Source organism: Gracilimonas sp. BCB1, from assembly GCF_040117685.2.
Taxonomy (GTDB): domain Bacteria; phylum Bacteroidota; class Rhodothermia; order Balneolales; family Balneolaceae; genus Gracilimonas.
This window is the reverse complement of record NZ_JBEDYP020000008.1, coordinates 40,067-60,897: the sequence shown is the minus strand read 5'-3', so window position 1 is coordinate 60,897 and position 20,831 is coordinate 40,067. Positions and strand designations below refer to the sequence as shown.

Sequence of the window (20,831 nt, the reverse complement as noted above, 5' to 3'; positions counted from 1 at the left end):
CTATCGCAAATGCTGATGAATCACATCAACGGCAGCTATCTGAAATAGAAATGACGGTGAACATTTATCGTCCACCGTCATTCGTCAATAGTCAATTGCCGTACTTACTTAGCGGCTTTATAGTTTTCAGCAACCTGATCCCAGTTAATCACATTCCAGAAAGCGGAAATGTAATCAGGACGTCGGTTCTGATAATTCAAATAATATGCGTGCTCCCAAACATCAAGTCCAAGAATTGGTGTAAATCCTTTCATTAACGGGCTGTCCTGGTTTGGAGTGGAATGTACCTGAAGGTCTCCGCTGCCATCAACTGACAACCATGCCCATCCGGATCCGAAACGAGAGCCGGCTGCATTTGAAAACTCTTCTTTAAACTTATCCAGGCTGCCATAAGTATTATTGATAGCATCAGCTAAATCACCTTCTGGTTCTCCGCCACCGTTTGGGGATAGAATAGTCCAGAACAGTTTGTGGTTAGCATATCCGCCACCGTTATTGATTACAGCCTGTTTCTTATCGGCTGGAACTTCATCAATTCTGCGCAATACTTCTTCGATATCAAGATCCGCAAAGTCGTGACCTTCAAGGGCAGCATTTACTTTATTAGTATAACCCTGGTGATGTTTGGTGTGATGGATCTCCATGGTACGTGCATCAAAATGTGGTTCAAGTGCATCGTAATCGTATGGGAGATCGGGTAGAGAATAAGCCATTTTTACCTCCAAATTAAATTCTGATTTAATGGACGCTTACAAGTTGTGCGCCTTTAATTTATCGTTCCCAAACATAAGCAATACCCCGCTAAAATTCGTTCCTGCCTCCATCTAAACAATCTATCTTTTAGATATGTTAACACTATGAGTAAATGTAGCTCTGAAATCCTCTTAAAATTGAAGTATCTTTGGTGCTCACACACTCACTCAGTTTATTTATGAAGTACGATTACGATGTCATTGTTATTGGTAGCGGACCCGCCGGTTTATCCTGCGCTATGCAGAGCTCTAAGTTTGACAAAAAAGTGTTGGTAATTGAAGCCAACGAAGATTCTTTTGGTGGAACCTGGATTAATTCCGGCACCATTCCCAGCAAAGCCCTTCGCGAAACAGCGCGTATCATTCAGCGCTTTCAAAATCAGTTCAAAGACCTGGCCAAAGAAAAAGCCTATCAGCATCACCATATGGCTGACCTGCTGATGTACAAAAACCAGATTCTGGAAAGCAAGAATACGAAGGTGAAAACCGATTTTGAGAAGAATGAAATTGATACCGTTCGGGGACACGGTAAACTTAAAACTGAACACGAGGTTGAAGTCGAAGCCTCGGACGGGTCCAAAAAAACTTATTCAGGTGACTATATTTTAGTTGCCACCGGGAGTAAACCTGTAAAACCAACAGGTTTTGAGCTGGATCACGATAAGGTATTTGACTATACCTCCATTCTTACCTTATCTCATATTCCGCGTCGCCTGGTTGTGGTGGGAGACGGAGTTAGAATGCTCGAATATGCAACTACATTCTCTAACCTGGGAAGCCGGGTTTCGATTTTAAATGAAAAGGAAAACTTCCTCCCTTTTTTAGATAATGAGATTTCCGAACAGCTCCAGCAAATTTTAGAAAAGCAGAAAATTGAAGTCTTTTCGAATGCTGAGAATATCGAAATTAAGCCCAATACCCTCCGAAACACCACAGAGGTTAAATATAATCTCCGAAATGATAATGAAGGAAATCGAGACCGTGTAATCGAAACCGAGCACGTGCTTTATCTTGGTGGTAAAGTCCCCAATACCGAAAACCTCGGACTCCAGGAAGTTGGGGTTGAACTCGATGATAAAGGATACATCAAAACAAATGATGACCATCAAACCAATATCTCTAATATTTATGCCAGCGGCGATGTGAAAGGTTTTCCGGCTATGGCTTCTTCTGCTTTTTCAGAAGGCCGGATTTCCTCTTGCAGAATGTTCGGCATCGAAGCGCTGGACGTCCCCCGGAGATTCCTCGAGCTATCTATTCCATTCCGGAGATTTCCAGTATCGGTCTCACCGAAAAAGAAGCAAAAGCCGATGGACTGGATGTAACCGTTGGAAGAGCCTACTACAAAAATATCACCCAGGGAGATATCAGCAACCAGCAGGATGGATTGTTAAAACTGGTTTTTGAAACTGAAACCTTAAAACTGGTCGGTATTCACATTCTGGGCGAACGCGCCAGCGACCTGATTCACCTCGGGCAGGCCGTCATGTCTTTAGGGGGCGATATCCGATACTTTATAAACCACGTTTTAAACTATCCGACCTACAGCGAAGCCTACCGCATTGCAGCCTTCAACGGCATCAACAGAGTGTACAAAGCCGGTGTGAAGTACAAGAAAATCCTCAAAAGCAAAGAGTAAGAACTCCGAACAAGGAACTTCGAATGAATGACGAACATTGAACGGAATTTAGTTCAAGGTTCCTTGCTCGATGTTCGAAGTTTAAACGAAGTGTATAGCCTTCTCCTTGCTCTGACCCTCTGCGTAGGAGCAAAAAAAGCAGAATGTTCTATAACACCGGGCAAGTAACATCCGGTAATGAATGCTGAACTAAAAATTTCAAAGTTCGATGTTCCTTGTTGGATGTTCTACACATAGTGAATGGCTTTGCGCATCCCTTCGGAATCATATTCGAATTCTGCCGGTAACGTTTTAATGCCTTCTTCTTCCGAAATTTTGGCGCAATACGCCAGCACCATGGCATCAACAATGTCATCTTCTTCCACTTCATTACGCCGGAAATCTTCCTTGATATCCCGGAAAAAATCCTCGGCAATAGGCTCGCGATCTTCGATTAGTTTCAGGCGGTGCTTAATCCCCTTCTTCAGGTTTTTCTTCTGATAAATCATGCCGCCATTCAATTTCTGAAACAGCAGCTCCGGATGTGCTTCCAACACTGTATCGATCAATTCTTTGTCGGCCCGAAGCAACTCATCCACCATCTGTATTTTTGGGGTAATGTTCCACGATTGCAGCGTCAGTTTTTTCTCGGTGTACTCATGGCTGATCATATTGGCTTCTACATATGATGGAGCGGTCAATGCCGGACGTATGGGAGGACTGAACACACTGGATGCATATTCGCCGCCCAGTTTTTTGCGAAGCAAAGCATCCGCTTCCCGGGTATATTCCTCATCTTCAAGCCCAATAGGCATATCGATAAAAACCCGGTCGTAGGTTTCAAAAGCTTCTTTCAGTGCTTCCCGGTCACGAAGCACTTCGTATTTTTCTTCGCCTTCATCAAAAGTGATGAGGAGCCAGCCTGCCAGGCAGCCGTCTATTCCTGCTGTTTTCACGATAGTTGATCCTTAATATTTTTCTTAATGGAAATATGCAGTTCATCAAGCTGATCTTTATCCACTACATCCGGTGAATTGTCCATCATGCTTTGCGCTTTCTGGTTCTTAGGGAATGCAATTACATCACGGAGGCTCTTTGCACCGGTCAGCAACATTACAATACGATCTACCCCAAAAGCAATTCCGCCATGTGGAGGGGCACCATATTTAAACGCATCCAGCAGGAAGCCGAACTTCTCACGTGCTTCCTTGTCGCCAATTCCCAGCAGTTCAAACATTCTGCTCTGCATTTTTTGGTCATGAATCCTAATCGATCCGCCACCAATTTCATTCCCGTTTAATACTAAATCGTAAGCCCGGGCACGTACTTTAGCCGGATCAGATTCCATCAACTCCACATCTTCCGCCTTTGGAGAAGTGAACGGATGGTGCATGGCATGGTACCGACGTGTTTCTTCATCCCACTCCAGTAGTGGAAATTCCGTTACCCACAGGAAGTTGTATTTTGATTCATCAATCAGGTTAAACTCTTTACCCATCATCAGGCGAAGCTGACCGAGTTGCTTTAACACATCCGGTTTAGGTCCGGCAAGAATCAGAACTAGATCTCCTTGCTTAGCTTCTGCTTTTTCCACCATCTGCTCCACAATTTCATCCGTCAGAAACTTAGCTACACTACAAAGCGGGCCGTCTTCCTGCATTTTGATGTAGATCAGCCCTCCTGCTCCGGTTTCCTCTTTCACGCGATCGGTGAGCCGGTCAATAGCTCCACGGCCCATATCCCCTTGTCCGGGTACGGTTATGCCTACCACGCCACCGCCATTTTTCACAGTTCCGGAAAACACTTTGAACTCAGCATCTTTCACAATCTCAGAAAAATCGGCAAACTCCAGACCAAAGCGGGTATCCGGCTTATCGCTGCCGTAGGTATTCATGGCTTCATTGTAGGTCATTCGTGGAAAGGGTGCCTCAATTTCTGCGCCAATGGTTTCTGTGAATACCTTTTTCATCAACTGCTCGTGGTGGCTGTAGATATCCTCTTCATCCACAAAGCTCATCTCCACATCAATCTGAGTAAACTCAGGCTGGCGATCGGCCCGTAAATCCTCATCCCGAAAACATTTCACAATCTGGAAATACCGGTCATAACCGGAAACCATCAGCAGCTGCTTATAAGTCTGAGGGCTTTGAGGAAGCGCAAAAAACTTCCCGGCATTTACCCGGCTGGGTACCAAATAGTCCCGGGCACCTTCAGGAGTGCTTCGCATCAGTACCGGTGTTTCCACTTCTGCAAAATCACGCTCGTGATAGAAAGAACGCACCGATTGATAGAATTTAGAGCGCAGCATCAGCTTTTGCTGAACTTCAGGGCGACGTAAATCCAGATACCGATATTTGAGACGGGTATCTTCATTGGTTTTGATGTCGTCTTTGATCTCAAACGGGGTCGTTTCTGCTTCCGAATAAATCACCAGATCGGTAGCTTCAATCTCAATTTCCCCGGTTGGGAGTTTCGGGTTGATGTTCCCCTCACCCCTCGTAATCACTTTCCCTTTAATCCCAATCACATATTCGGACCGGAGCTGCTCCGCTTTTTCATGCAGCTGATCGTCTTCTTCAGTAAAAACAACCTGGGTTACACCGTAGCGGTCTCTCAAATCAATAAAAATTACACCGCCTAAATCACGGCGGGGACCAACCCATCCGTTTAAAATTACTTCGTCGCCAATATTTTTTGCGGTAAGTTCTCCGCAGGTATGTGTTCTTTTAAGGGTCATTCGTTTCGATGAATCGTAAGTGAAAACTTTTGGTTTATAAGGCGCTGAAAATACACATAATGTAAACGAATCGCTTACTCCAATGTCATATGAACTGATTTTTTTGATCAACACCTTTTCGTCCTTTTTTATGACCGGGCTTATCTGGACCGTGCAGCGGGTTCACTATCCTTCCTTTCATTTTGTGGGAACCGATAATTTTTCCGCCTTTCAACACCATCATGTACACAGTATCGATAAGATTGTGATCCCTGTCATGGTTGCTGAAATTACTTCATCTTTTGGATTGGCCTGGATAAGTGGCTGGTTTTCGCTGAATGCGGCCGGTTTTTATATCGTAATTCTGATCTGGGCAGCAACCGGACTTTTTTCCGTTCCGGCTCATTCCAAGCTGGAGAAAACTAAAGACAAAGAGGCCATTAAAAAGCTGGTTTCCACCAATTGGATTCGCACTGTGTTGTGGACTTCCAAGTCGGGAATCAGTGCCTGGATCTTATGGAGTTTGGTTACATAAAGAGCCGGTCATCGCGAGGAGTATTATTGCCAAAACCCAACCCCAGCTGCATTACGACGCGGCGATCTCCATGAATTATTTATGGTGTTATAAACAGGAGATTGCTTCGTCGTTACACATCCCAAACCCGGGTTCTTCATTTTGGCTCCTTGCAATGACGTGGAAATGAATGAGTAGGTTAAGCAACCTTTCAGCGTCCGCAGGTGCTGAAAGCGTTGCGTAGGGCATGCTCAATCAGGCAACCGAGCTTGGTAATGACGAATAAATAGACCAAAAAAACCTCCTGAAAATTTAAATTGGCATACTTCCCGCTTTTTTAGCTACATTATCTGTCCTTTCTCCGCGTGGGTCGGAGGAAAAACCATTCTGCCTGGGGAGGTAAAATGTCGAAAATTGATACAATTGTTGCGGACGGCAACGAAATTTTCAGGTATGGACTAAGCTCCATTTTGCGAGATCACGGTGCATTTAATATTTGCAGCGAGATTGACAACGGCGCCCTCGTGCTTACCGCTTTTGAAAGCGTGAAGCCTCAGCTTTGCATCCTTTCTTTTTCGATGCCGGAGATGGAAGGTATTATCATTGCCAGGAAAATTATCTCCAAAAATCCCGATGCCAACATCTTGCTGCTTGCTGATGACACCAATCAAAAAACACTCAACGAATTTTTGGATTCCGGCGCTTTTGGCCTGATCCATAAATCGGCCCATCACCTGGAACTGATTGATGCTGCCGAAAAAGTCTCGGAAGGCGAGCGATTTCTCGGCAAACAATTCTCCCGAATGATGACCGAAGAGTACATCCGCCTGGCCAAGAAAAAGAAACGTCCCGGCGATCCCATCAAATCCATTACAAATCGTGAGCGCGAAATACTGGGACTTCTCACCGAAGGACTTACCAGCACCGAAATTGCCTCCAAGTTGTACATCAGCCCGCGAACCGTGGAGAAACACCGGACAAACTTACTGAAGAAATTAAAGCTCAAAAATACCGCCGCTTTGGTTCGCTTTGCCATGGAGAACGAACAGGCACTGCTTTAGAAATACCAAGCTCCAAATCCCAATGACTAAATTTATACTGCTGTAATCGAATTACCTTACATCTACAAGGATGACCATGCAGGAAATATTGTTTTAAGATTGGTCATTGGAATTTGGAGCCTGGGATTTAACACTACGTGTTTTCACGTAGAAAAATTACGTAAATCTCACCATTGACGGATTTCCCGCTTAAATGTATGTTTATAGTGCAAATGGGGTAATAGCCGTCTGTAGATGATATTAGCTGACGACCATTGATTTGGCGTCAGCTTTTTTTATGTCTGAGCTTTGCTGAAAATCCATCAATCTCCGGAAAGCTGCTTCAGTTTGGCGGCTCGAAGTTCATTGTACATATTCTGCTCCTCCACCATTTTTGACAAAGCAAACAGATCGTAAATGGCACCAATGCCCAAAAGTCCTCCGGTAAGCAGCCACCCGATGCCGGTTCCGGTTCGCCCCAGGTAAAAACGGTGAAAGCCAAGAATGCCGAAAAGCCCAACCAGCCAAAAAAGGTACGCTTTCCCTTTAGACTTTATAGGGTAAGTCAGTACTTCTGTATTCTCAAGTTTCTTTAGCTTTCTTTTTCCACCCACCTTAATGATAAAATCCTGGTAGCTGGAAAGTAGTCGTTTGGCAAGTCGCTTTATTTTGGGAGAAGCTTCTTTTTCGATCTCCATCTCTCCGTCGATGATATCATACTCAAACACGAATTCATCAATCAGCTTATCGATGGAAATTTGGTCTTTCAGGTAAGCTTCTACTTTTCGGGACAGGTTTCGGATGGAATCATGAACGGAAACAGCCAGGTTACTTTCTTTGTAATCCTCTTCCTGCTTCAGCTCATCCATCAGCTCGGCATACTTCGCCTTGGCTTTCCCCAACGCCTTTTCAGCCAGCAGGGCCATTTCGTATTGTTCAGATTTTTTCATCCCGGAAATTTAATTACACGCTCTAGAAGCTAATATGAAGAATCGAATTCTTTAAAGAAAACAAAAAAGCCTGACTCAGTGAAGAATCAGGCTCTAAATAATTTTATGTACCGTGGGACGGAATTGAACCGTCGACCTCACGATTATGAGTCGTGCGCTCTAACCATCTGAGCTACCACGGCATTTTTAGATCGCCACAAAATCTCAAAAACACTAAGCTAAATAATATTTTGTGCTTTAGAGCTTTCGTGGCCCTTTTCAATAAGGGCACCAAATATACGGCATTCTCAAACAAAGGGTAAAACATTTTTTGCTCATTCAGCCTTATTCTCTACGCTACATTTCTTAACTTCTCTCTTTAAGTAAAAATCACATTAAACAGGTTCATGGCACAAAAAATAACTTCACAGGAAAAAGATTATTCACAATGGTATCTGGATGTAGTCCGGGAGGCTAAACTGGCCGAGCATTCTCCCGTGCGAGGAAGCATGGTGATTCGCCCCAACGGGATGGCTCTCTGGGAAAACATGCGTGAAGGCTTGGACCGAATGTTCAAAGATACCGGCCATGAAAACGCCTACTTCCCTCTGTTTATCCCAAAGTCGTTCCTGTCTAAGGAAGCGCAGCACGTAGAAGGTTTTGCCAAAGAATGTGCGGTGGTTACACACAGCCGGCTTAAAAGCGTTGATGGCGGAGTGGAAGTAGATCCTGAATCCCGCCTGGAGGAGGAACTGATCGTCCGCCCTACTTCTGAGACCATTATCTGGGATACCTATCGCGGGTGGATTCAATCGTACCGCGACCTTCCCATCCTGGTAAATCAGTGGGCGAATGTAGTGCGCTGGGAAATGCGTACCCGTCTGTTCCTCCGAACCATGGAATTTCTGTGGCAGGAAGGGCACACGGCTCATGCCACAAAAGAGGAAGCCGAAGCGGAAACACGACAGATGCTGGATGTATATGCCACATTTGCTGAAGAATTTATGGCTATGCCGGTCATCAAAGGCGTGAAAACGGCCAGCGAACGTTTTGCCGGGGCCGTTGAAACCTATTGCATAGAAGCACTGATGCAGGATGGTAAAGCCCTTCAAGCCGGAACCTCCCACTTCCTGGGTCAGAATTTTGCCAAGGCTTTTGACGTGAAGTTTCAGGACAAAGACGGTGAGCACAAACTGGTATGGGCAACCAGCTGGGGCGTGTCAACCCGATTGATTGGCGGTTTGATTATGACTCATTCGGATGATCAGGGACTGGTTCTCCCTCCTAAACTGGCACCTACCCAGGTAGTTATTGTACCCATTTATAGAAGTGATGAGCAGCGGGAAGCCGTTCTTGAATACGCCGATGGCATCTATGATGAACTGAAAGACCTGGGTGTACGCATCAAAGTAGATGACCGTGATAACCAAAACCCCGGCTATAAATTTGCCGAGCATGAAGCAGCCGGTATTCCGCTGAGAATAGCCGTGGGTCCACGCGATCTGGAAAATAACAACGTGGAACTGGCCCGCCGGGACACCAAAGAGAAGAACATTGAATCCCGTGGAGGATTAAGTGAGCGCATTCAAAAGCTGCTGGCTGACATTCAGGAAGAACTGTTTGCCAAAGCAAAAGAACGACGGGAAGAGATGACCACTCATGTTGAGTCGTACGATGAGTTCCAAAAAGTAATTGAAAACAAAGGTGGCTTTGTGTGGGCACATTGGGATGGAACGCCGGAGACGGAAGAAAAAATTAAAGAAGATACCAAGGCAACCATCCGCCTGATTCCTCTTGAAGACGGGGAAGAAGGAGAGTGCATGGTAACCGGCAAGCCTTCAAAGCAGAAAGTGCTTTTTGCCCGGTCTTACTAATATGTTATCGCGAAGGTCGCTGAGATATCGCAAAGAACGCAAAGATTATTACTCTGCGATCTTTGCGACTACTCTGCGCCTCTGCGTTTAATAATGGATCCTAATAATGAACCAAATTCCTCATTCATATTATCTATGCTCGGCCGGGCAATCCCGTTATATGGATGAGCAGACCATCTCTGAATTCGGCATCGACGGCTTCACCCTGATGGAAATTGCCGGTACCCGGGCCGCCGATTTTATTCAATTCCGGTTTTCCTCAGCCTCTCATGGTGTATTCTTTTGCGGGAAAGGGAATAATGCCGGTGATGCATTGGTCATTGCACGGCTACTTTCCCAGCAGGGTTTTAAGATTACGATTTGTTTCTTGTCGGGAACCGATGACCTTAGCCCGGACACTCAAAAAAATCTCGATCTGCTTCAAAAGCTGGATGAAAAGATTGACCTCCTGAACTGGGAAGATTTTGAACCGGACACATATGATTTCATCGTTGATGGAATGCTGGGAACAGGGTTGAGCTCTGAAGTCCGTGCCCCCTACTCCGATGCCATTTCATGGATCAATAAACAGAAAATCCCGGTGTTTGCTTTGGATGTCCCTACCGGATTACATGCCGATTCCGGTCGGATTTTGGGAACAGCGGTACAGACTGATTTCACGCTTAGCTTCGGCACCTTAAAAACCGGGTTTTATTTAAATCAGGGTTTTGATACGGCCGGTGAAGTTATTTTGTGTGAACTTTCTTTTCCCAACAAGTTTAAGAAACCAACAGCTGCGTTAATTGACAGGAGCTGGGTTGAAGCCGCTTCCCCATCTCCCAAAAAACAAAAGCACAAATACGAAGGCGGCGTACTTTACATCATAGCCGGATCGGAGGGATTGACCGGAGCCGGAATCCTTGCTGCAAAAAGCGCCTGGTCGGCCGGACTCGGAGCCGTCATCCTGATCACCCCAAAGGGACTGCTTGAAATTTATGAGAAGCAGCTGGTGCAGATTATCAAAAAGCCGGTTGGAGGACCTGATGATGGTTATTTCAAGGAAGAGCATGGCGAACATGTTCTGAACATCATCGCCGAAAAGCCCGGAAAAGTATTAATCGGCCCGGGACTGGGAAGGCATCAGGAAACCATCCGGTTCACCCAACACATACTCCAACATTTTGAGGGCGATGTGATTATTGATGCCGACGCTTTGTTTGCCCTCTCCAATATGGAGGATCGAAAAAAACCCGAGGGTTCAAAGTGGATATTTACCCCTCACCCCGGGGAGTTAAAAACATTGTTTAACCAGGAGGTACAAGATGATTTTGATCGACTCAACCTCACCAAAGAAAAAGCAAGAGAGGAAAAAATCACCATCTTAAGTAAAGGAATGCCAACTATTGTTGGAACAGAAACCGGAGATGCGTATTTAACAGGATACGAAACCCGTATCTTTTCCCGGGCCGGATTCGGAGACGTGCTGGCCGGAAAAGTAGGGGCTTATTGGCTGAAATATTCATCATCTGAGCTGGCATGTTTTTACGGATTGTTGGACGGCTTCCAGAAAGCACAACAATATTTTGTGGAGAACTCCGGTTCTTTAGCACCTATTGATATTATATAACGAATGACAAAACCGACCAAAATCCTGACCCGATCGGTCAAACTTTATCTTACGCTTTTGGTTATTTCTACAGGCGCCATCCTATACGGAACCCTTTTTCCGGTAAGCTACGATGTGCCCCAGTCACTTTTGGGAATGGATAAATTGGTCCATCTCATTATGTTTGGAGCCTGGACCTTCTTTTTTGGCCTGGTTCGCTTTCTAAAAGGAAAGTACAAACTGGTTCCTGTTTTTGTAGTGGGCACCCTGTTCGGGTTGATTGTAGAAATACTTCAACATCTGTTGCCTACCGGAAGAAGTCCTGAGTTTATGGATTTTATAGCAGACATATCCGGAACCGGTCTTGCCATTTTTGTTCTATATTTTCTTGCCAGGAAAATCCCCGAGTTTAAAGCTGACCCCGCATCATAATGTGATTACAAGTGCCTGTTCGGATTAGTTACTTGATGTAACTTTTAAACTAATCCTTATAGATATGCGCTCTTCAAAAACAACTTTCGATCTTCGCAAAAACTATACCCTGCTTTGTGAGTTGGGCTTAATCGCAGCGCTTCTGATTTTCATAGGTGCCTTTAAATTTCACTTACCTGTTTCCGAAACCGACAATCCTGGTTTTATCATAACTGATGAACCTCCCATCGTTCTTTCTCCCATCACAAAACAAGAAAAACCACCGGCAGCTCCGCCATTGGCTCGTATACCTGTTGAAGTTCCCAATGATGAACCCATCGAAGTTCCTGATATTGAATTTCCTGAGTTCGGCGATAACGAAGCAGCGCTTTCCCTCCCTCCGGAAGAACCCAAAGATGAGAAGCCCGAGATTCTTGAGCAGGTCCAGTTTATGCCAAAAATGAAGGGCGGGGTTAAGGCATTGTACAGCGACATCACCTACCCCGAACTCGCAAAAAGAAACGGGGTTGAGGGAACCGTTGAAGTCCGGTTTATTGTGAATGAGAAGGGAGAAGTTGAAGATCCCGAAATTATCCGGGGCATCGGGGCCGGTTGCGATGAAGAGGTTCTGGAAGCCATCAAGCTGCAAAGTTACACTCCCGGTATTCAAAATGGCAAACTGGTAAAGGTACGCATGAAACAACTGGTTCATTTCAGACTGAATTAATAGCTATTAAGCCATTATCGGGTGCTTTTTTCGTCAATTTTGCTATTTTAAAAGGTGTATTGATTCTACTATAGCATTCAGAACCGGTGCTTATGCTTCGAAAAGTTCCATCAGCAGATTTAAAGTTGTGTTACCCTTTGGTGATAGAGGGTGGGATTATTATTGCACTTGTGATCATGATTGTGGCAACCAAGATTCAGCTTCCGGAAAAAGGGACAAGCCAACTCTCTTATGTGAAAAGTGAAGAAACCGCACTGATTCTTCCTCCTTCTGTTTCAGAAACCAGGCAAACCATAAAACCACCTCCGGTTCCAACGGTACCTGTTAACATCCCGAATGATGAGCCCATAGATCCACCGGCCATTGAGATCATCGAGTTCAATACCACCGACAGACTTATGGTACCTCCCTTACCGGGACAAATATTTGTGGACGTCAATAACGACCTGCTCAAAGACATTGAACAACTTCCCGTGATGATTGGCGGGGAGGATGCTTTTAGGAGAAGTATCGATTACCCCGAAATAGCACGGCGCATGAGGATTCAGGGTATTGTAGAAGTGGAATTTGATGTTGATGAACATGGCCGGGTACACAATCCGGTTATCATTCGGGGAATTGGAGGAGGGTGTGACAAAGCCGTGCTTAAAGCCATTAAAATCCAACGCTACAAACCCGGAAAGAAAGCCGGAAAGATTGCCTCATTCCGCATCAAAGAAACCGTTCAGTTTATACTGCTTGATGTCTGACAAAAACATCCATACTAAAAATATGTTTAAAGAGTTAAATTAGTGTTCTGCGACTTGCAGAGTATGTATAAAATCACGTTCTTTTCAACTTATCGTTACAACAGATAAACATTGTATTTGAATTATGAGAAATGAAAGAAAATCACCTAAAGCAGATCTGAAAAGGTCTTACACTGTCTATCTGGAGGCAGGTTTGATTATCGCTCTGCTTTTCATGATCACAGCCGTTAAGGTTACGATCGAAACAGAGCCTCCACAAGTTATTGCTCTCGATGAGCAGGAAGTTGTAGAAATGGAGGAAGTAATCCAGACCAAACAAATTGAAACCCCTCCTCCTCCACCCCGTCCACCGGTCCCGGTTGAAGTTCCCAATGACGAAATTATTGAGGACGAAATGATCGACCTTGACGCCGAGCTTGATATGGACGCTCCGATGGATCTACCCCCACCTCCTCCTGAAGAAGAGGAAGAAGAGGATTTCTTCGTGGTTGTAGAACAGATGCCGGAATTGAAAGGCGGTATGGCTAAACTTCAGGGAAGCGTTAAGTATCCCGAGATGGCACGTCGAGCCGGAATTGAAGGCCGTGTTACCGTTCAGTTTATTGTAAACGAGCAGGGTAAGGTTGAAAACGCCCAGGTTGTTCGTGGAATTGGCGGTGGCTGTGATGAAGAAGCACTGAAAGCCGTACAAAAAGCGAGTTTTACTCGGAATGCAGCGAGGACGACCTGTACGTGTACAGTATGCCTTGTCCATCAATTTCCGATTGGAAAACTAATTCAAATACATTTGTTGAGTTATTTTAAGGTGTGGCTTTCGGTCACACCTTTTTTTATGCCTGTAATTTTTTTCTATATCCAATCAGCTAAAGGTGTAAAACTTGCAATCCAATAAAATCTTTATTAGTTAGTTAACAAAACGATATAAGTTATTGTTTTGTTGATACTAAAGATATTGAAGGAGCTTCAAGTTCCGAATTATTAATTACAGGGAGGAATCATGAGAAATGAGAGAAAGTCACCTAAAGTAAATCTTAGAAAATCCTATACCATCATTTTAGAAGTGGGAACCATCTTTGCCCTGCTTTTCATGATTGCCGTCGTTAAAATAAACATCGAAGCGGAACCACCGAAAGAGATTGCTTTGGATGAGCAGGAAGTGGTTGAGATGGAGGAAGTCATTCAAACCAAACAAGTCGAAACTCCGCCTCCCCCACCCCGCCCACCGGTTCCGGTTGAAGTTCCTAATGACGAAATTATTGAGGATGAGATGATTGACATGGACGCCGAATTGGATATGGATGCGCCCATGGACCTACCCCCACCTCCCCCTGATGAAGAGGAAGAAGAGGAGTTCTTCGTGGTTGTAGAGCAGATGCCTGAGCTTAAAGGCGGTATGGCTAAACTTCAGGGAAGCGTTAAGTATCCTGAGATGGCACGTCGGGCCGGTATTGAAGGTCGGGTTACTGTTCAGTTTATCGTAAATGAACAAGGCAACGTCGAAAATGCTCAGGTTGTGCGTGGCATAGGCGGTGGTTGTGATGAAGAAGCACTGAAAGCCGTCCAAAAAGCAGAATTTAGTCCGGGCATGCAGCGTGGGCGTCCGGTACGTGTTCAGTACGCTCTTTCCATTAACTTCCGTCTGGATAATTGATGGGCATATCATTTTAAGATATACAAAGGTGTGATTTTTCAGTCACACCTTTTTTTATTTACAAAATCCTTTGAAGTATATCTTTAAGATTTTGAAAACCGGCTTTTTCAATCGCCTCAGGCAAAGGCACCCACTCTACTATTTCAATACCTTCTTTTTTCTGAGGGGTGAATTGCTCTTTCCGGGTAAAAATCATGGAATACCACCAGGTGGTTTTACCCATTATTTTTCCTTTTTCAGGATACTCATGATAAGTAGTACCTATTTCGGCAACCATAGCAGGTAAGCTGCTACCCACTTCCTCGGATACTTCACGGACAGCACACATTTCCAGCGACTCGCCTTTTTCCAGTTTCCCTTTGGGAAGGTCCCAGTATCCGTTTCTGTAAATCATCAAAACTTCGGGTGCAGCCGTCCCACCCACATACCTGAAAACAATACCACCGGCTGCTTTTACCGGTTTAGTCTTCGGGTTACTCATCTTCTTTTTCAGAAGCTTCTCCGGACGGGGTGTTGCTCTCTTTTTTCTTTTCTTCCGCGTAGTTCAGACGCAGATTTGTAAGAGCCTGATCCAGATAATTTGCCGACTCCTTAGAAAGATTTCCTTCCGTGAATTTCTTCAGCATGCCCAGAGTATCGATAGCGTATTTGGCGGATGATAAGTCTTTCTCCGCTTGACCTGTCTCAGGATGTTGAATCTTACCCAGCCCCATCATTGCAATTTGCTGATGTTGCTGAACCAGCATCATAAACAATAGTTGTTCCTGCTGTTCTTCATTTAGTTTATTACCGTTCTCGCTCATATTCCTTCTCTTTTAATATTCGTTGTTTGTTTCCCTAAATTAAAGGGCTTTCCAGTTAAATAAAGTTCAATTTTCTGTACATTAAGCGCTCCTAAGGATAACCAAAATCAAAAACTTTTTTATGGCCGTTATTAAGCCTTTTAAGGCATGGAGACCCCACCCGGAGTTCGCAGAAGAAGTAGCATGTGTTCCTTATGATGTAATCAATACCGGCGAAGCAAAGCAGCTTGCCATGGGAAAGCCAAATAGTTTCCTGAATGTGATTCGGCCTGAAATTGACCTTCCGGCCAACACCTCGGTTTATGATGCCAAGGTGTATGAAAAAGGGCAGGAAAACCTTCACTCTTTGTTACAATCTGATGCTTTTATCCAGGAAGATAGTGACGCCCTCTACATTTACCGGCTTATTATGAACGAGCGTTCTCAGACCGGAATATTTGGCTGTGTGAGTGTTGAAGATTACAACAACGATGTCATCTTAAAGCATGAGCTCACCCGACCGGATAAGGAAGATGACCGCACCAAACACATTCTTACTCAACAAGCCCATGCTGAGCCCGTCATGCTCACATTCCGTGATACCGGCTCTGTGACCAATTTCATGAATAATCATATGGATCGGAATGATCCTGTTTATGACCTGACCACCGAAGACGGCATTCAACATACCATCTGGAAAGTGGAAGCTTCTGACTCGCTTGTATCTGAATTCCATAAAATCCCAAAATTATATGTAGCTGATGGGCACCACCGCTGTGCAAGTGCAGCAAGAGCCGCCAAAGAGCAGGCGTCGCAAAATCCGGAGCATGATGGAACGGAAGAGTATAATTTCTTCCCGGCTGTGTTATTCCCTATGGATCAAATGGAAATACTGGCCTATAACCGCATCGTATTTTCCATTCCTGATAATTTCCTAAATCAACTGGAGGAGAAGTTTACCGTTCAGAAAAAAGCTAAACCGGTTCCTTCAAAAAAGGGGATGGTTTCTTTTTATGTAAATGACAACTGGTATGGGATAACTCTGAAGCCTTCTGAGAAAACCGATCCCGCTTCCAACCTTGATATATCATTGCTCCAAAACCAGATTCTCACCCCCATTCTTGACGTTAAGGATCAAAGAACCGATCCCAATATTGATTTTGTGGGAGGAATTCGAGGCACTGACGAGCTGGAGAACTTAGTGGATAACGGAGAGGCTTCGCTTGGCATTAGTCTGTACCCAACCAGCATCGAAGAACTTCTGGATGTTTCAGATGCGGGACAACTCATGCCACCAAAGTCTACCTGGTTTGAGCCTAAACTGAGGTCAGGATTGTTGGTTCATACTTTTTAATTTCATTCAACTTCAAAAGCCGATATGAAACGCGTTCACAATTTTAGTGCAGGTCCTGCTGCCCTCCCGCTGGAGGTTTTGGAGATTGTACAGGATGAGCTGCTTGATTACCATGGAACCGGCACTTCCATTATGGAGAAAAGTCACCGGGGGAAAGAATACACCAAAGTGGATGCGGAGGCCAAGGAACGGCTAACCCGAATTTTAGGACTGGGAGATGACTTCCACATTATGTTTTTGCAAGGAGGAGCCACTGCTCAGTTCATGCAGATACCCTTCAATTTTTTGGAAGAAGGTCAGACAGCCGACTATATCAATACTGGAGTTTGGTCCGAAAAAGCTATTAAGGAAGCTAAACTTTTTGGGAATGTCCATATCCCATTCAGCAGTGAAGGTGAAGATTTCAGCCGCGTTCCAACTAATGAGGAATTGAAGCTCTCAGAAAACCCACGGTATGTTCATTATACATCGAACAATACCATTTACGGGACTCAATTTAAGAGCGAGCCGGATTCGAACGGAGCCCCACTGGTTTGTGATGCTTCTTCTGACTTTATTTCCCGCCCTATTGATGTGGATCGCTATAGCTTAATTTATGCCGGGGCTCAGAAAAACCTTGGTCCCTCCGGAGTTACTGTGGTAATTGTACGAAAGGACTTTCTTCAAACCAACACCAAGAAGAACATTCCCACCTTTTTGAATTATCATTCGCATAGCAACCGTATTTTTAATACCCCGCCGAGCTTTGCTGTTTATATGGTAAATCTGGTATTACAGTGGGTGGAAGACAAGGGCGGAATTCCGTACTTCCAAAAACTCAATAATCAAAAAGCAGAACTACTTTATGATACCATTGATGAGGATGATTTTTACAACGGTACCGCCCAGGTTGATTCCCGTTCTAAAATGAATATCACCTTTCGATTACCCACCGAAGAATTGGAACAACGGTTCATTTCTGAAGCGGAAGAACATGGCCTGGTTGCCTTGAAGGGCCACCGTACTGTTGGCGGAATTCGGGCTAGCATCTACAATGCTTGTGAAATGGAATCGGTGGAAGCGTTAACTGATTTCATGAAAGAATTCCGGGCGAAAAGGGCATAAGTCAGAGCAGGCCAAACACACTCAGGAAGTGATCAATGGTGTTGGGCACAAAAATGATCAGGTACAGGAATCCCCAAACTGCTCCGGCTATGTGCGCCTCATGATTTATCTTTCCCTCCCGTTTACTTGCAAACACACTGTAAACCAGGAACAAAGCACCGAAAATGATCGCCGGAATCCCGAATGGAATAAACATGATATAAATCGGGCTGAGTGGAAAAAGTAGAATGAACCCAAACAAGACACTTTCCACAGCGCCGGAAGCTCCTACCGTTGCAAAATCAGGATTATCTTTATGCTGAAACAACGAGGGTAAACTGGAAACAACCAGTGCTGAAAGGTACAAAGCTATAAAATGCTCTCTCCCTATAGATTGTTCCAAAACCGGTCCAAAGAAAAATAAGACGAACATATTAAGGAAAAGATGGCCAATTCCGGCATGTATGAACCCCGAGCTGATTAACTCGTACCAGGTGTTTTCGCGAACCACCCGATACGGCATCATCATTCCTTTTTCAAAAACCTGGGGAAGTGCATAAAGAGCAACTAATGAAACCACCACATTGGCTGCGATCAGAATAAGAGTTACCGACATTTGTTGTTTTTCTTTTCAAGGTAAGAGGAAAACAATACTGATGCATAAGAATTAAAAAACCCTTCACACATTTCTGCATGAAGGGTTAGGTGTTTGAAGAAAAAAGAAGGGTTGTTAATTATCTTTTCTGAGTTCTTCGATTTCTTTTTTGAGTCGTTCGATCTCCGCTTGCTGCTCCTGCATCCCTTTAATCAGTACCGGAATCAGCTCGGTGTAGTTCATGGTTTTGTATTCCATGGTCTTTTTGATTTCGGTTTCAGAAGTGGCATCCGGACCGGACCCTTCACTTTCTATCTCTTTGTAGGTATGGAGGTTGTTTTTAACCAAAGACGGCAGTACGTCTTCTACCTCCTGTGCAATGAGTCCATAGTGTAAACCGGTGGAAAGCTTCATCCCCCTATACTCTCCATTTCCCCTAAAATTATAGGTGGTTGGGTTTAGCTTCATAATGGTATTCAACCCGTTTTGTAACGGTTGAATGTTTTCTTTCAGGTTTCGGTCGGAGGTTTGGCTTGAAGAACCTGTGTACGTAATATCTCCGTCCACATGTAAATTACCGTTCACGTTGGTATTCCCATTAATACCGTGTGCATTGATAGCCAATTCCGTACCGTCTGTACTTCTGAAGTTAACACCTCCAAATTGGTTGCTGCCATCATCAATAACCTCCATCCAGATCAGGTCCTGATCCTGAGCTGTTCCTTTGAAAACCATGTAGGGAAGATCCACACTTTCCCAATTTTTAGCTCCCAACTCAATATTTGAAACACTCTCATTAGCCATTAAGCTTAAACTGGCCCATTCTTGATCTCCGTCTTTATTTACTTGAAGGGACGCATGATTATGGAACCATCCGTTTGCATCCGGTTTATTTCCATACAGCTGAATCATTGGCAAATTACTATCATCCCAACTTTTACCCGACATTTGAATGTTCGGACTATTATTACCCCACAAACTCATGGTGCTTGACCATCCGTCTGGATCAGTACCGTCAGGGTCATTAGAAACTGAGATATCCACAAAATGTTGATTTTCGACAGGGCCATTCAGGAATAAACGTCCCCATGTATCTCCCTCTCCATTATCTGAGACTTCCAAGCCTGCTCTCAGGTCATCGGTATCAGGTGCTGTCTCACCATATAAATGAAGCATCCCTTGTTTACTTCCGGCCCCTCGGGAATCCATAGCCGCCACAACATCGCCTCCATCATTTTCTACAAGCACTTGTGTAGTTGATCCAGAGCCCCCGTTTTCTTGTAATCCATGAGAATTGATACTGAACTCAGAACCATCTGTACCCCGAAGTGTGATTGCCCCAAGCTCGGTTCCGTCATCCCATTTTTGAACTTCCATCCAGAGCATATCCGGTTGCTGCCCTTCTTCGTTTTTGGTTCCCCTGAATACCATAAAGGGAAAGTTAGGATCTTCCCAGCTCTTACCTCCCATTTGTATATTTTCACCGCCCCCATCAGGACTATATAGTACCAGTTTACCACCTCCGTCATCATTGGCAAGCCACACACCGGGTTGTTCATCCCCATTCTCCATAAGTAGTGCCGGATGTCCCGGCCAGTAACCGCTAAGTATTCCACCTTCATAAACCCCGGTTTCGGAATAGTCCAGAATTTGATAAAACCCCTTTCCCTGGAGAGTACCAAACCATGCCGGTGGGGCAGGTGTATCAAATTCAGAGTTGAAAAAATATAAATTACGAGAAGTTAAATGACTTCGAAATCCTCCATCTTTATTACCGGTGCTAAACTCTCCGGGAATTATATTACTGTATCGCCCAAAAGTATCTTTTAGCATAAGTTGACCTCTGGAAGCTGTATCTCCCCTATTTTCAACATAAACTTGTGCGAGTGTATCTCCATCGGCATTTCCAAGTCCAAGAGAACCATAGTTATTATCCCCTTCGTTGCCGCTAAGGGTGATACTTATGTTTCCGTTAGAACCTGTGAGTGTTAACGGCAAACTCACATCTCCTGCTGTACCCGAACCATTCACCACATTTTGAGCAAGCAAAGCATAGGGGACTGATAGCAACCGGGTTGTTCCCAGTTCCTCGTATTCCGTTCCTCCGGCCGCATCAATTTCTAATTTCACGTAGTAGTTATCAGAAGACCAGTCAATGGCAGAAAAACTATCTTCTGACTCTCCTTCACCGATTACCAATTCAAAAAGTCCGGCTCCATTCGTTTCCGGAGTTTGGGTTTCGGTATAGATTGCCGTACCAGTTTCACTCCCCTGAAGTACGCTCACCCGAACCCCAAGGTCTGAGTTAGCGATTAATTCCCCGTCTGCATCCCTGGCTACCGCCTGAAAATTAAACCCCTGCGGCACCTGTGCCATTAATTCTGCTGTAAATAGAACAGCTAAAACCGTAAATATTATTTTTGTTGTTGCTTTATACATCATTTTGTCCCC

21 protein-coding genes and 1 tRNA gene are annotated in these 20,831 nt (G+C 44.6%); 13 read left to right on the top strand and 9 right to left on the bottom strand.

What is annotated here, in order from left to right:
* Positions 1 to 104 precede the first annotated feature (104 nt).
* Positions 105 to 713 (bottom strand): superoxide dismutase, encoded by a 609-nt coding sequence (locus ABFW99_RS03320; protein WP_349354519.1) that lies wholly within the window; start codon positions 711 to 713, stop codon positions 105 to 107.
* A gap of 218 nt (positions 714 to 931) precedes the next feature.
* Here ABFW99_RS03320 and ABFW99_RS03315 point away from each other — a divergent pair, with 218 nt between their 5' ends.
* Positions 932 to 2,077, top strand: a complete 1,146-nt coding sequence (locus ABFW99_RS03315; RefSeq protein ID WP_440707421.1) for an FAD-dependent oxidoreductase — start codon at positions 932 to 934, stop codon at positions 2,075 to 2,077.
* A complete protein-coding gene (locus tag ABFW99_RS03310; RefSeq protein ID WP_440707429.1) occupies positions 1,993 to 2,391 on the top strand; it encodes a hypothetical protein in 399 nt (132 codons plus the stop codon). Before ABFW99_RS03315 ends, ABFW99_RS03310 begins: the two co-directional genes overlap by 85 nt.
* 227 nt (positions 2,392 to 2,618) lie before the next feature.
* Here ABFW99_RS03310 and ABFW99_RS03305 read toward each other — a convergent pair whose 3' ends face one another.
* The gene (locus ABFW99_RS03305; RefSeq protein ID WP_349354517.1) at positions 2,619 to 3,326 is read right to left on the bottom strand and encodes a DUF429 domain-containing protein; all 708 of its coding nucleotides are present in this window, start codon (positions 3,324 to 3,326) and stop codon (positions 2,619 to 2,621) included.
* Positions 3,323 to 5,107 (bottom strand): aspartate--tRNA ligase, encoded by a 1,785-nt coding sequence (gene aspS / locus ABFW99_RS03300; RefSeq protein ID WP_349354516.1) that lies wholly within the window; start codon positions 5,105 to 5,107, stop codon positions 3,323 to 3,325. Before aspS ends, ABFW99_RS03305 begins: the two co-directional genes overlap by 4 nt.
* Before the next feature lie 82 nt (positions 5,108 to 5,189).
* Between aspS and ABFW99_RS03295 the strand changes: the two genes are divergently transcribed.
* Both ABFW99_RS03295 and ABFW99_RS03290 read left to right on the top strand, forming a co-directional pair.
* Positions 5,190 to 5,621: a hypothetical protein gene (locus tag ABFW99_RS03295; protein ID WP_349354515.1), complete on the top strand. Its 432-nt coding sequence runs from the start codon at positions 5,190 to 5,192 to the stop codon at positions 5,619 to 5,621.
* A 383-nt stretch (positions 5,622 to 6,004) separates the two neighbouring features.
* Complete coding sequence (locus tag ABFW99_RS03290; RefSeq protein WP_349354514.1) at positions 6,005 to 6,661, top strand: response regulator transcription factor; 657 nt, start codon at positions 6,005 to 6,007, stop codon at positions 6,659 to 6,661.
* Between the two features lie 302 nt (positions 6,662 to 6,963).
* On the opposite strand, the gene ABFW99_RS03285 is transcribed toward ABFW99_RS03290, so the two are convergent.
* Both ABFW99_RS03285 and ABFW99_RS03280 read right to left on the bottom strand, forming a co-directional pair.
* A complete protein-coding gene (locus ABFW99_RS03285; protein WP_349354513.1) occupies positions 6,964 to 7,590 on the bottom strand; it encodes a TM2 domain-containing protein in 627 nt (208 codons plus the stop codon).
* A gap of 108 nt (positions 7,591 to 7,698) precedes the next feature.
* Positions 7,699 to 7,772, bottom strand: a tRNA-Met gene (locus tag ABFW99_RS03280).
* 204 nt (positions 7,773 to 7,976) lie between these two features.
* Here ABFW99_RS03280 and proS point away from each other — a divergent pair.
* The 7 genes from proS (at position 7,977) to ABFW99_RS03245 (ending at position 14,566) form a co-directional block, all read left to right on the top strand.
* Positions 7,977 to 9,443, top strand: a complete 1,467-nt coding sequence (proS, locus tag ABFW99_RS03275; protein WP_349354512.1) for a proline--tRNA ligase — start codon at positions 7,977 to 7,979, stop codon at positions 9,441 to 9,443.
* Between the two features lie 106 nt (positions 9,444 to 9,549).
* The gene (locus tag ABFW99_RS03270; RefSeq protein WP_349354511.1) at positions 9,550 to 11,049 is read left to right on the top strand and encodes an NAD(P)H-hydrate epimerase; all 1,500 of its coding nucleotides are present in this window, start codon (positions 9,550 to 9,552) and stop codon (positions 11,047 to 11,049) included.
* 3 nt (positions 11,050 to 11,052) lie between these two features.
* A complete protein-coding gene (locus ABFW99_RS03265) occupies positions 11,053 to 11,460 on the top strand; it encodes a VanZ family protein (RefSeq protein WP_349354510.1) in 408 nt (135 codons plus the stop codon).
* Between the two features lie 64 nt (positions 11,461 to 11,524).
* The gene (locus ABFW99_RS03260) at positions 11,525 to 12,166 is read left to right on the top strand and encodes an energy transducer TonB (protein WP_349354509.1); all 642 of its coding nucleotides are present in this window, start codon (positions 11,525 to 11,527) and stop codon (positions 12,164 to 12,166) included.
* 92 nt (positions 12,167 to 12,258) lie between these two features.
* A complete protein-coding gene (locus ABFW99_RS03255; RefSeq protein ID WP_349354508.1) occupies positions 12,259 to 12,915 on the top strand; it encodes an energy transducer TonB in 657 nt (218 codons plus the stop codon).
* Between the two features lie 124 nt (positions 12,916 to 13,039).
* Positions 13,040 to 13,807 (top strand): energy transducer TonB, encoded by a 768-nt coding sequence (locus ABFW99_RS03250; RefSeq protein ID WP_440707420.1) that lies wholly within the window; start codon positions 13,040 to 13,042, stop codon positions 13,805 to 13,807.
* Positions 13,808 to 13,912: 105 nt separating this feature from the next.
* Positions 13,913 to 14,566: an energy transducer TonB gene (locus tag ABFW99_RS03245; RefSeq protein ID WP_349354506.1), complete on the top strand. Its 654-nt coding sequence runs from the start codon at positions 13,913 to 13,915 to the stop codon at positions 14,564 to 14,566.
* A 58-nt stretch (positions 14,567 to 14,624) separates the two neighbouring features.
* Here the strand turns inward: ABFW99_RS03245 and ABFW99_RS03240 are convergent, their stop codons facing one another.
* Both ABFW99_RS03240 and ABFW99_RS03235 read right to left on the bottom strand, forming a co-directional pair.
* On the bottom strand, positions 14,625 to 15,047 hold the full coding sequence (locus ABFW99_RS03240) for an NUDIX hydrolase (protein WP_349354505.1): 423 nt from the start codon (positions 15,045 to 15,047) through the stop codon (positions 14,625 to 14,627).
* Positions 15,040 to 15,369 (bottom strand): DUF1844 domain-containing protein, encoded by a 330-nt coding sequence (locus ABFW99_RS03235; protein ID WP_349354504.1) that lies wholly within the window; start codon positions 15,367 to 15,369, stop codon positions 15,040 to 15,042. The genes ABFW99_RS03240 and ABFW99_RS03235 overlap by 8 nt, the downstream gene beginning before the upstream one ends.
* A gap of 121 nt (positions 15,370 to 15,490) precedes the next feature.
* On the opposite strand from ABFW99_RS03235, the gene ABFW99_RS03230 reads away from it, so the two are divergent.
* Positions 15,491 to 16,702: a DUF1015 domain-containing protein gene (locus ABFW99_RS03230; protein WP_349354503.1), complete on the top strand. Its 1,212-nt coding sequence runs from the start codon at positions 15,491 to 15,493 to the stop codon at positions 16,700 to 16,702.
* 24 nt (positions 16,703 to 16,726) lie between these two features.
* Positions 16,727 to 17,806 (top strand): 3-phosphoserine/phosphohydroxythreonine transaminase, encoded by a 1,080-nt coding sequence (gene serC / locus ABFW99_RS03225; RefSeq protein WP_349354502.1) that lies wholly within the window; start codon positions 16,727 to 16,729, stop codon positions 17,804 to 17,806.
* 1 nt (position 17,807) lies between these two features.
* Here serC and ABFW99_RS03220 read toward each other — a convergent pair whose 3' ends face one another.
* Positions 17,808 to 18,401, bottom strand: a complete 594-nt coding sequence (locus tag ABFW99_RS03220; RefSeq protein ID WP_349354501.1) for a rhomboid family intramembrane serine protease — start codon at positions 18,399 to 18,401, stop codon at positions 17,808 to 17,810.
* 114 nt (positions 18,402 to 18,515) lie between these two features.
* Positions 18,516 to 20,822: a tail fiber domain-containing protein gene (locus ABFW99_RS03215; protein ID WP_349354500.1), complete on the bottom strand. Its 2,307-nt coding sequence runs from the start codon at positions 20,820 to 20,822 to the stop codon at positions 18,516 to 18,518.
* Positions 20,823 to 20,831 lie beyond the last annotated feature (9 nt).

Excerpts from the sequence above, each read along its gene's own strand:
- ABFW99_RS03240 (WP_349354505.1), bottom strand. The coding sequence starts at position 15,047 with ATGAGTAACCCGAAGACTAAACCGGTAAAAGCAGCCGGTGGTATTGTT.
- ABFW99_RS03295 (WP_349354515.1), top strand. The coding sequence starts at position 5,190 with ATGTCATATGAACTGATTTTTTTGATCAACACCTTTTCGTCCTTTTTT.
- ABFW99_RS03255 (WP_349354508.1), top strand. The coding sequence starts at position 12,259 with ATGCTTCGAAAAGTTCCATCAGCAGATTTAAAGTTGTGTTACCCTTTG.
- ABFW99_RS03270 (WP_349354511.1), top strand. The coding sequence starts at position 9,550 with ATGAACCAAATTCCTCATTCATATTATCTATGCTCGGCCGGGCAATCC.
- ABFW99_RS03315 (WP_440707421.1), top strand. The coding sequence starts at position 932 with ATGAAGTACGATTACGATGTCATTGTTATTGGTAGCGGACCCGCCGGT.
- ABFW99_RS03215 (WP_349354500.1), bottom strand. The coding sequence starts at position 20,822 with ATGATGTATAAAGCAACAACAAAAATAATATTTACGGTTTTAGCTGTT.
- ABFW99_RS03230 (WP_349354503.1), top strand. The coding sequence starts at position 15,491 with ATGGCCGTTATTAAGCCTTTTAAGGCATGGAGACCCCACCCGGAGTTC.
- ABFW99_RS03250 (WP_440707420.1), top strand. The coding sequence starts at position 13,040 with ATGAGAAATGAAAGAAAATCACCTAAAGCAGATCTGAAAAGGTCTTAC.
- aspS (WP_349354516.1), bottom strand. The coding sequence starts at position 5,107 with ATGACCCTTAAAAGAACACATACCTGCGGAGAACTTACCGCAAAAAAT.
- ABFW99_RS03320 (WP_349354519.1), bottom strand. The coding sequence starts at position 713 with ATGGCTTATTCTCTACCCGATCTCCCATACGATTACGATGCACTTGAA.
- ABFW99_RS03235 (WP_349354504.1), bottom strand. The coding sequence starts at position 15,369 with ATGAGCGAGAACGGTAATAAACTAAATGAAGAACAGCAGGAACAACTA.
- proS (WP_349354512.1), top strand. The coding sequence starts at position 7,977 with ATGGCACAAAAAATAACTTCACAGGAAAAAGATTATTCACAATGGTAT.
- ABFW99_RS03220 (WP_349354501.1), bottom strand. The coding sequence starts at position 18,401 with ATGTCGGTAACTCTTATTCTGATCGCAGCCAATGTGGTGGTTTCATTA.
- ABFW99_RS03290 (WP_349354514.1), top strand. The coding sequence starts at position 6,005 with ATGTCGAAAATTGATACAATTGTTGCGGACGGCAACGAAATTTTCAGG.
- ABFW99_RS03260 (WP_349354509.1), top strand. The coding sequence starts at position 11,525 with ATGCGCTCTTCAAAAACAACTTTCGATCTTCGCAAAAACTATACCCTG.
- serC (WP_349354502.1), top strand. The coding sequence starts at position 16,727 with ATGAAACGCGTTCACAATTTTAGTGCAGGTCCTGCTGCCCTCCCGCTG.
- ABFW99_RS03265 (WP_349354510.1), top strand. The coding sequence starts at position 11,053 with ATGACAAAACCGACCAAAATCCTGACCCGATCGGTCAAACTTTATCTT.
- ABFW99_RS03245 (WP_349354506.1), top strand. The coding sequence starts at position 13,913 with ATGAGAAATGAGAGAAAGTCACCTAAAGTAAATCTTAGAAAATCCTAT.
- ABFW99_RS03285 (WP_349354513.1), bottom strand. The coding sequence starts at position 7,590 with ATGAAAAAATCTGAACAATACGAAATGGCCCTGCTGGCTGAAAAGGCG.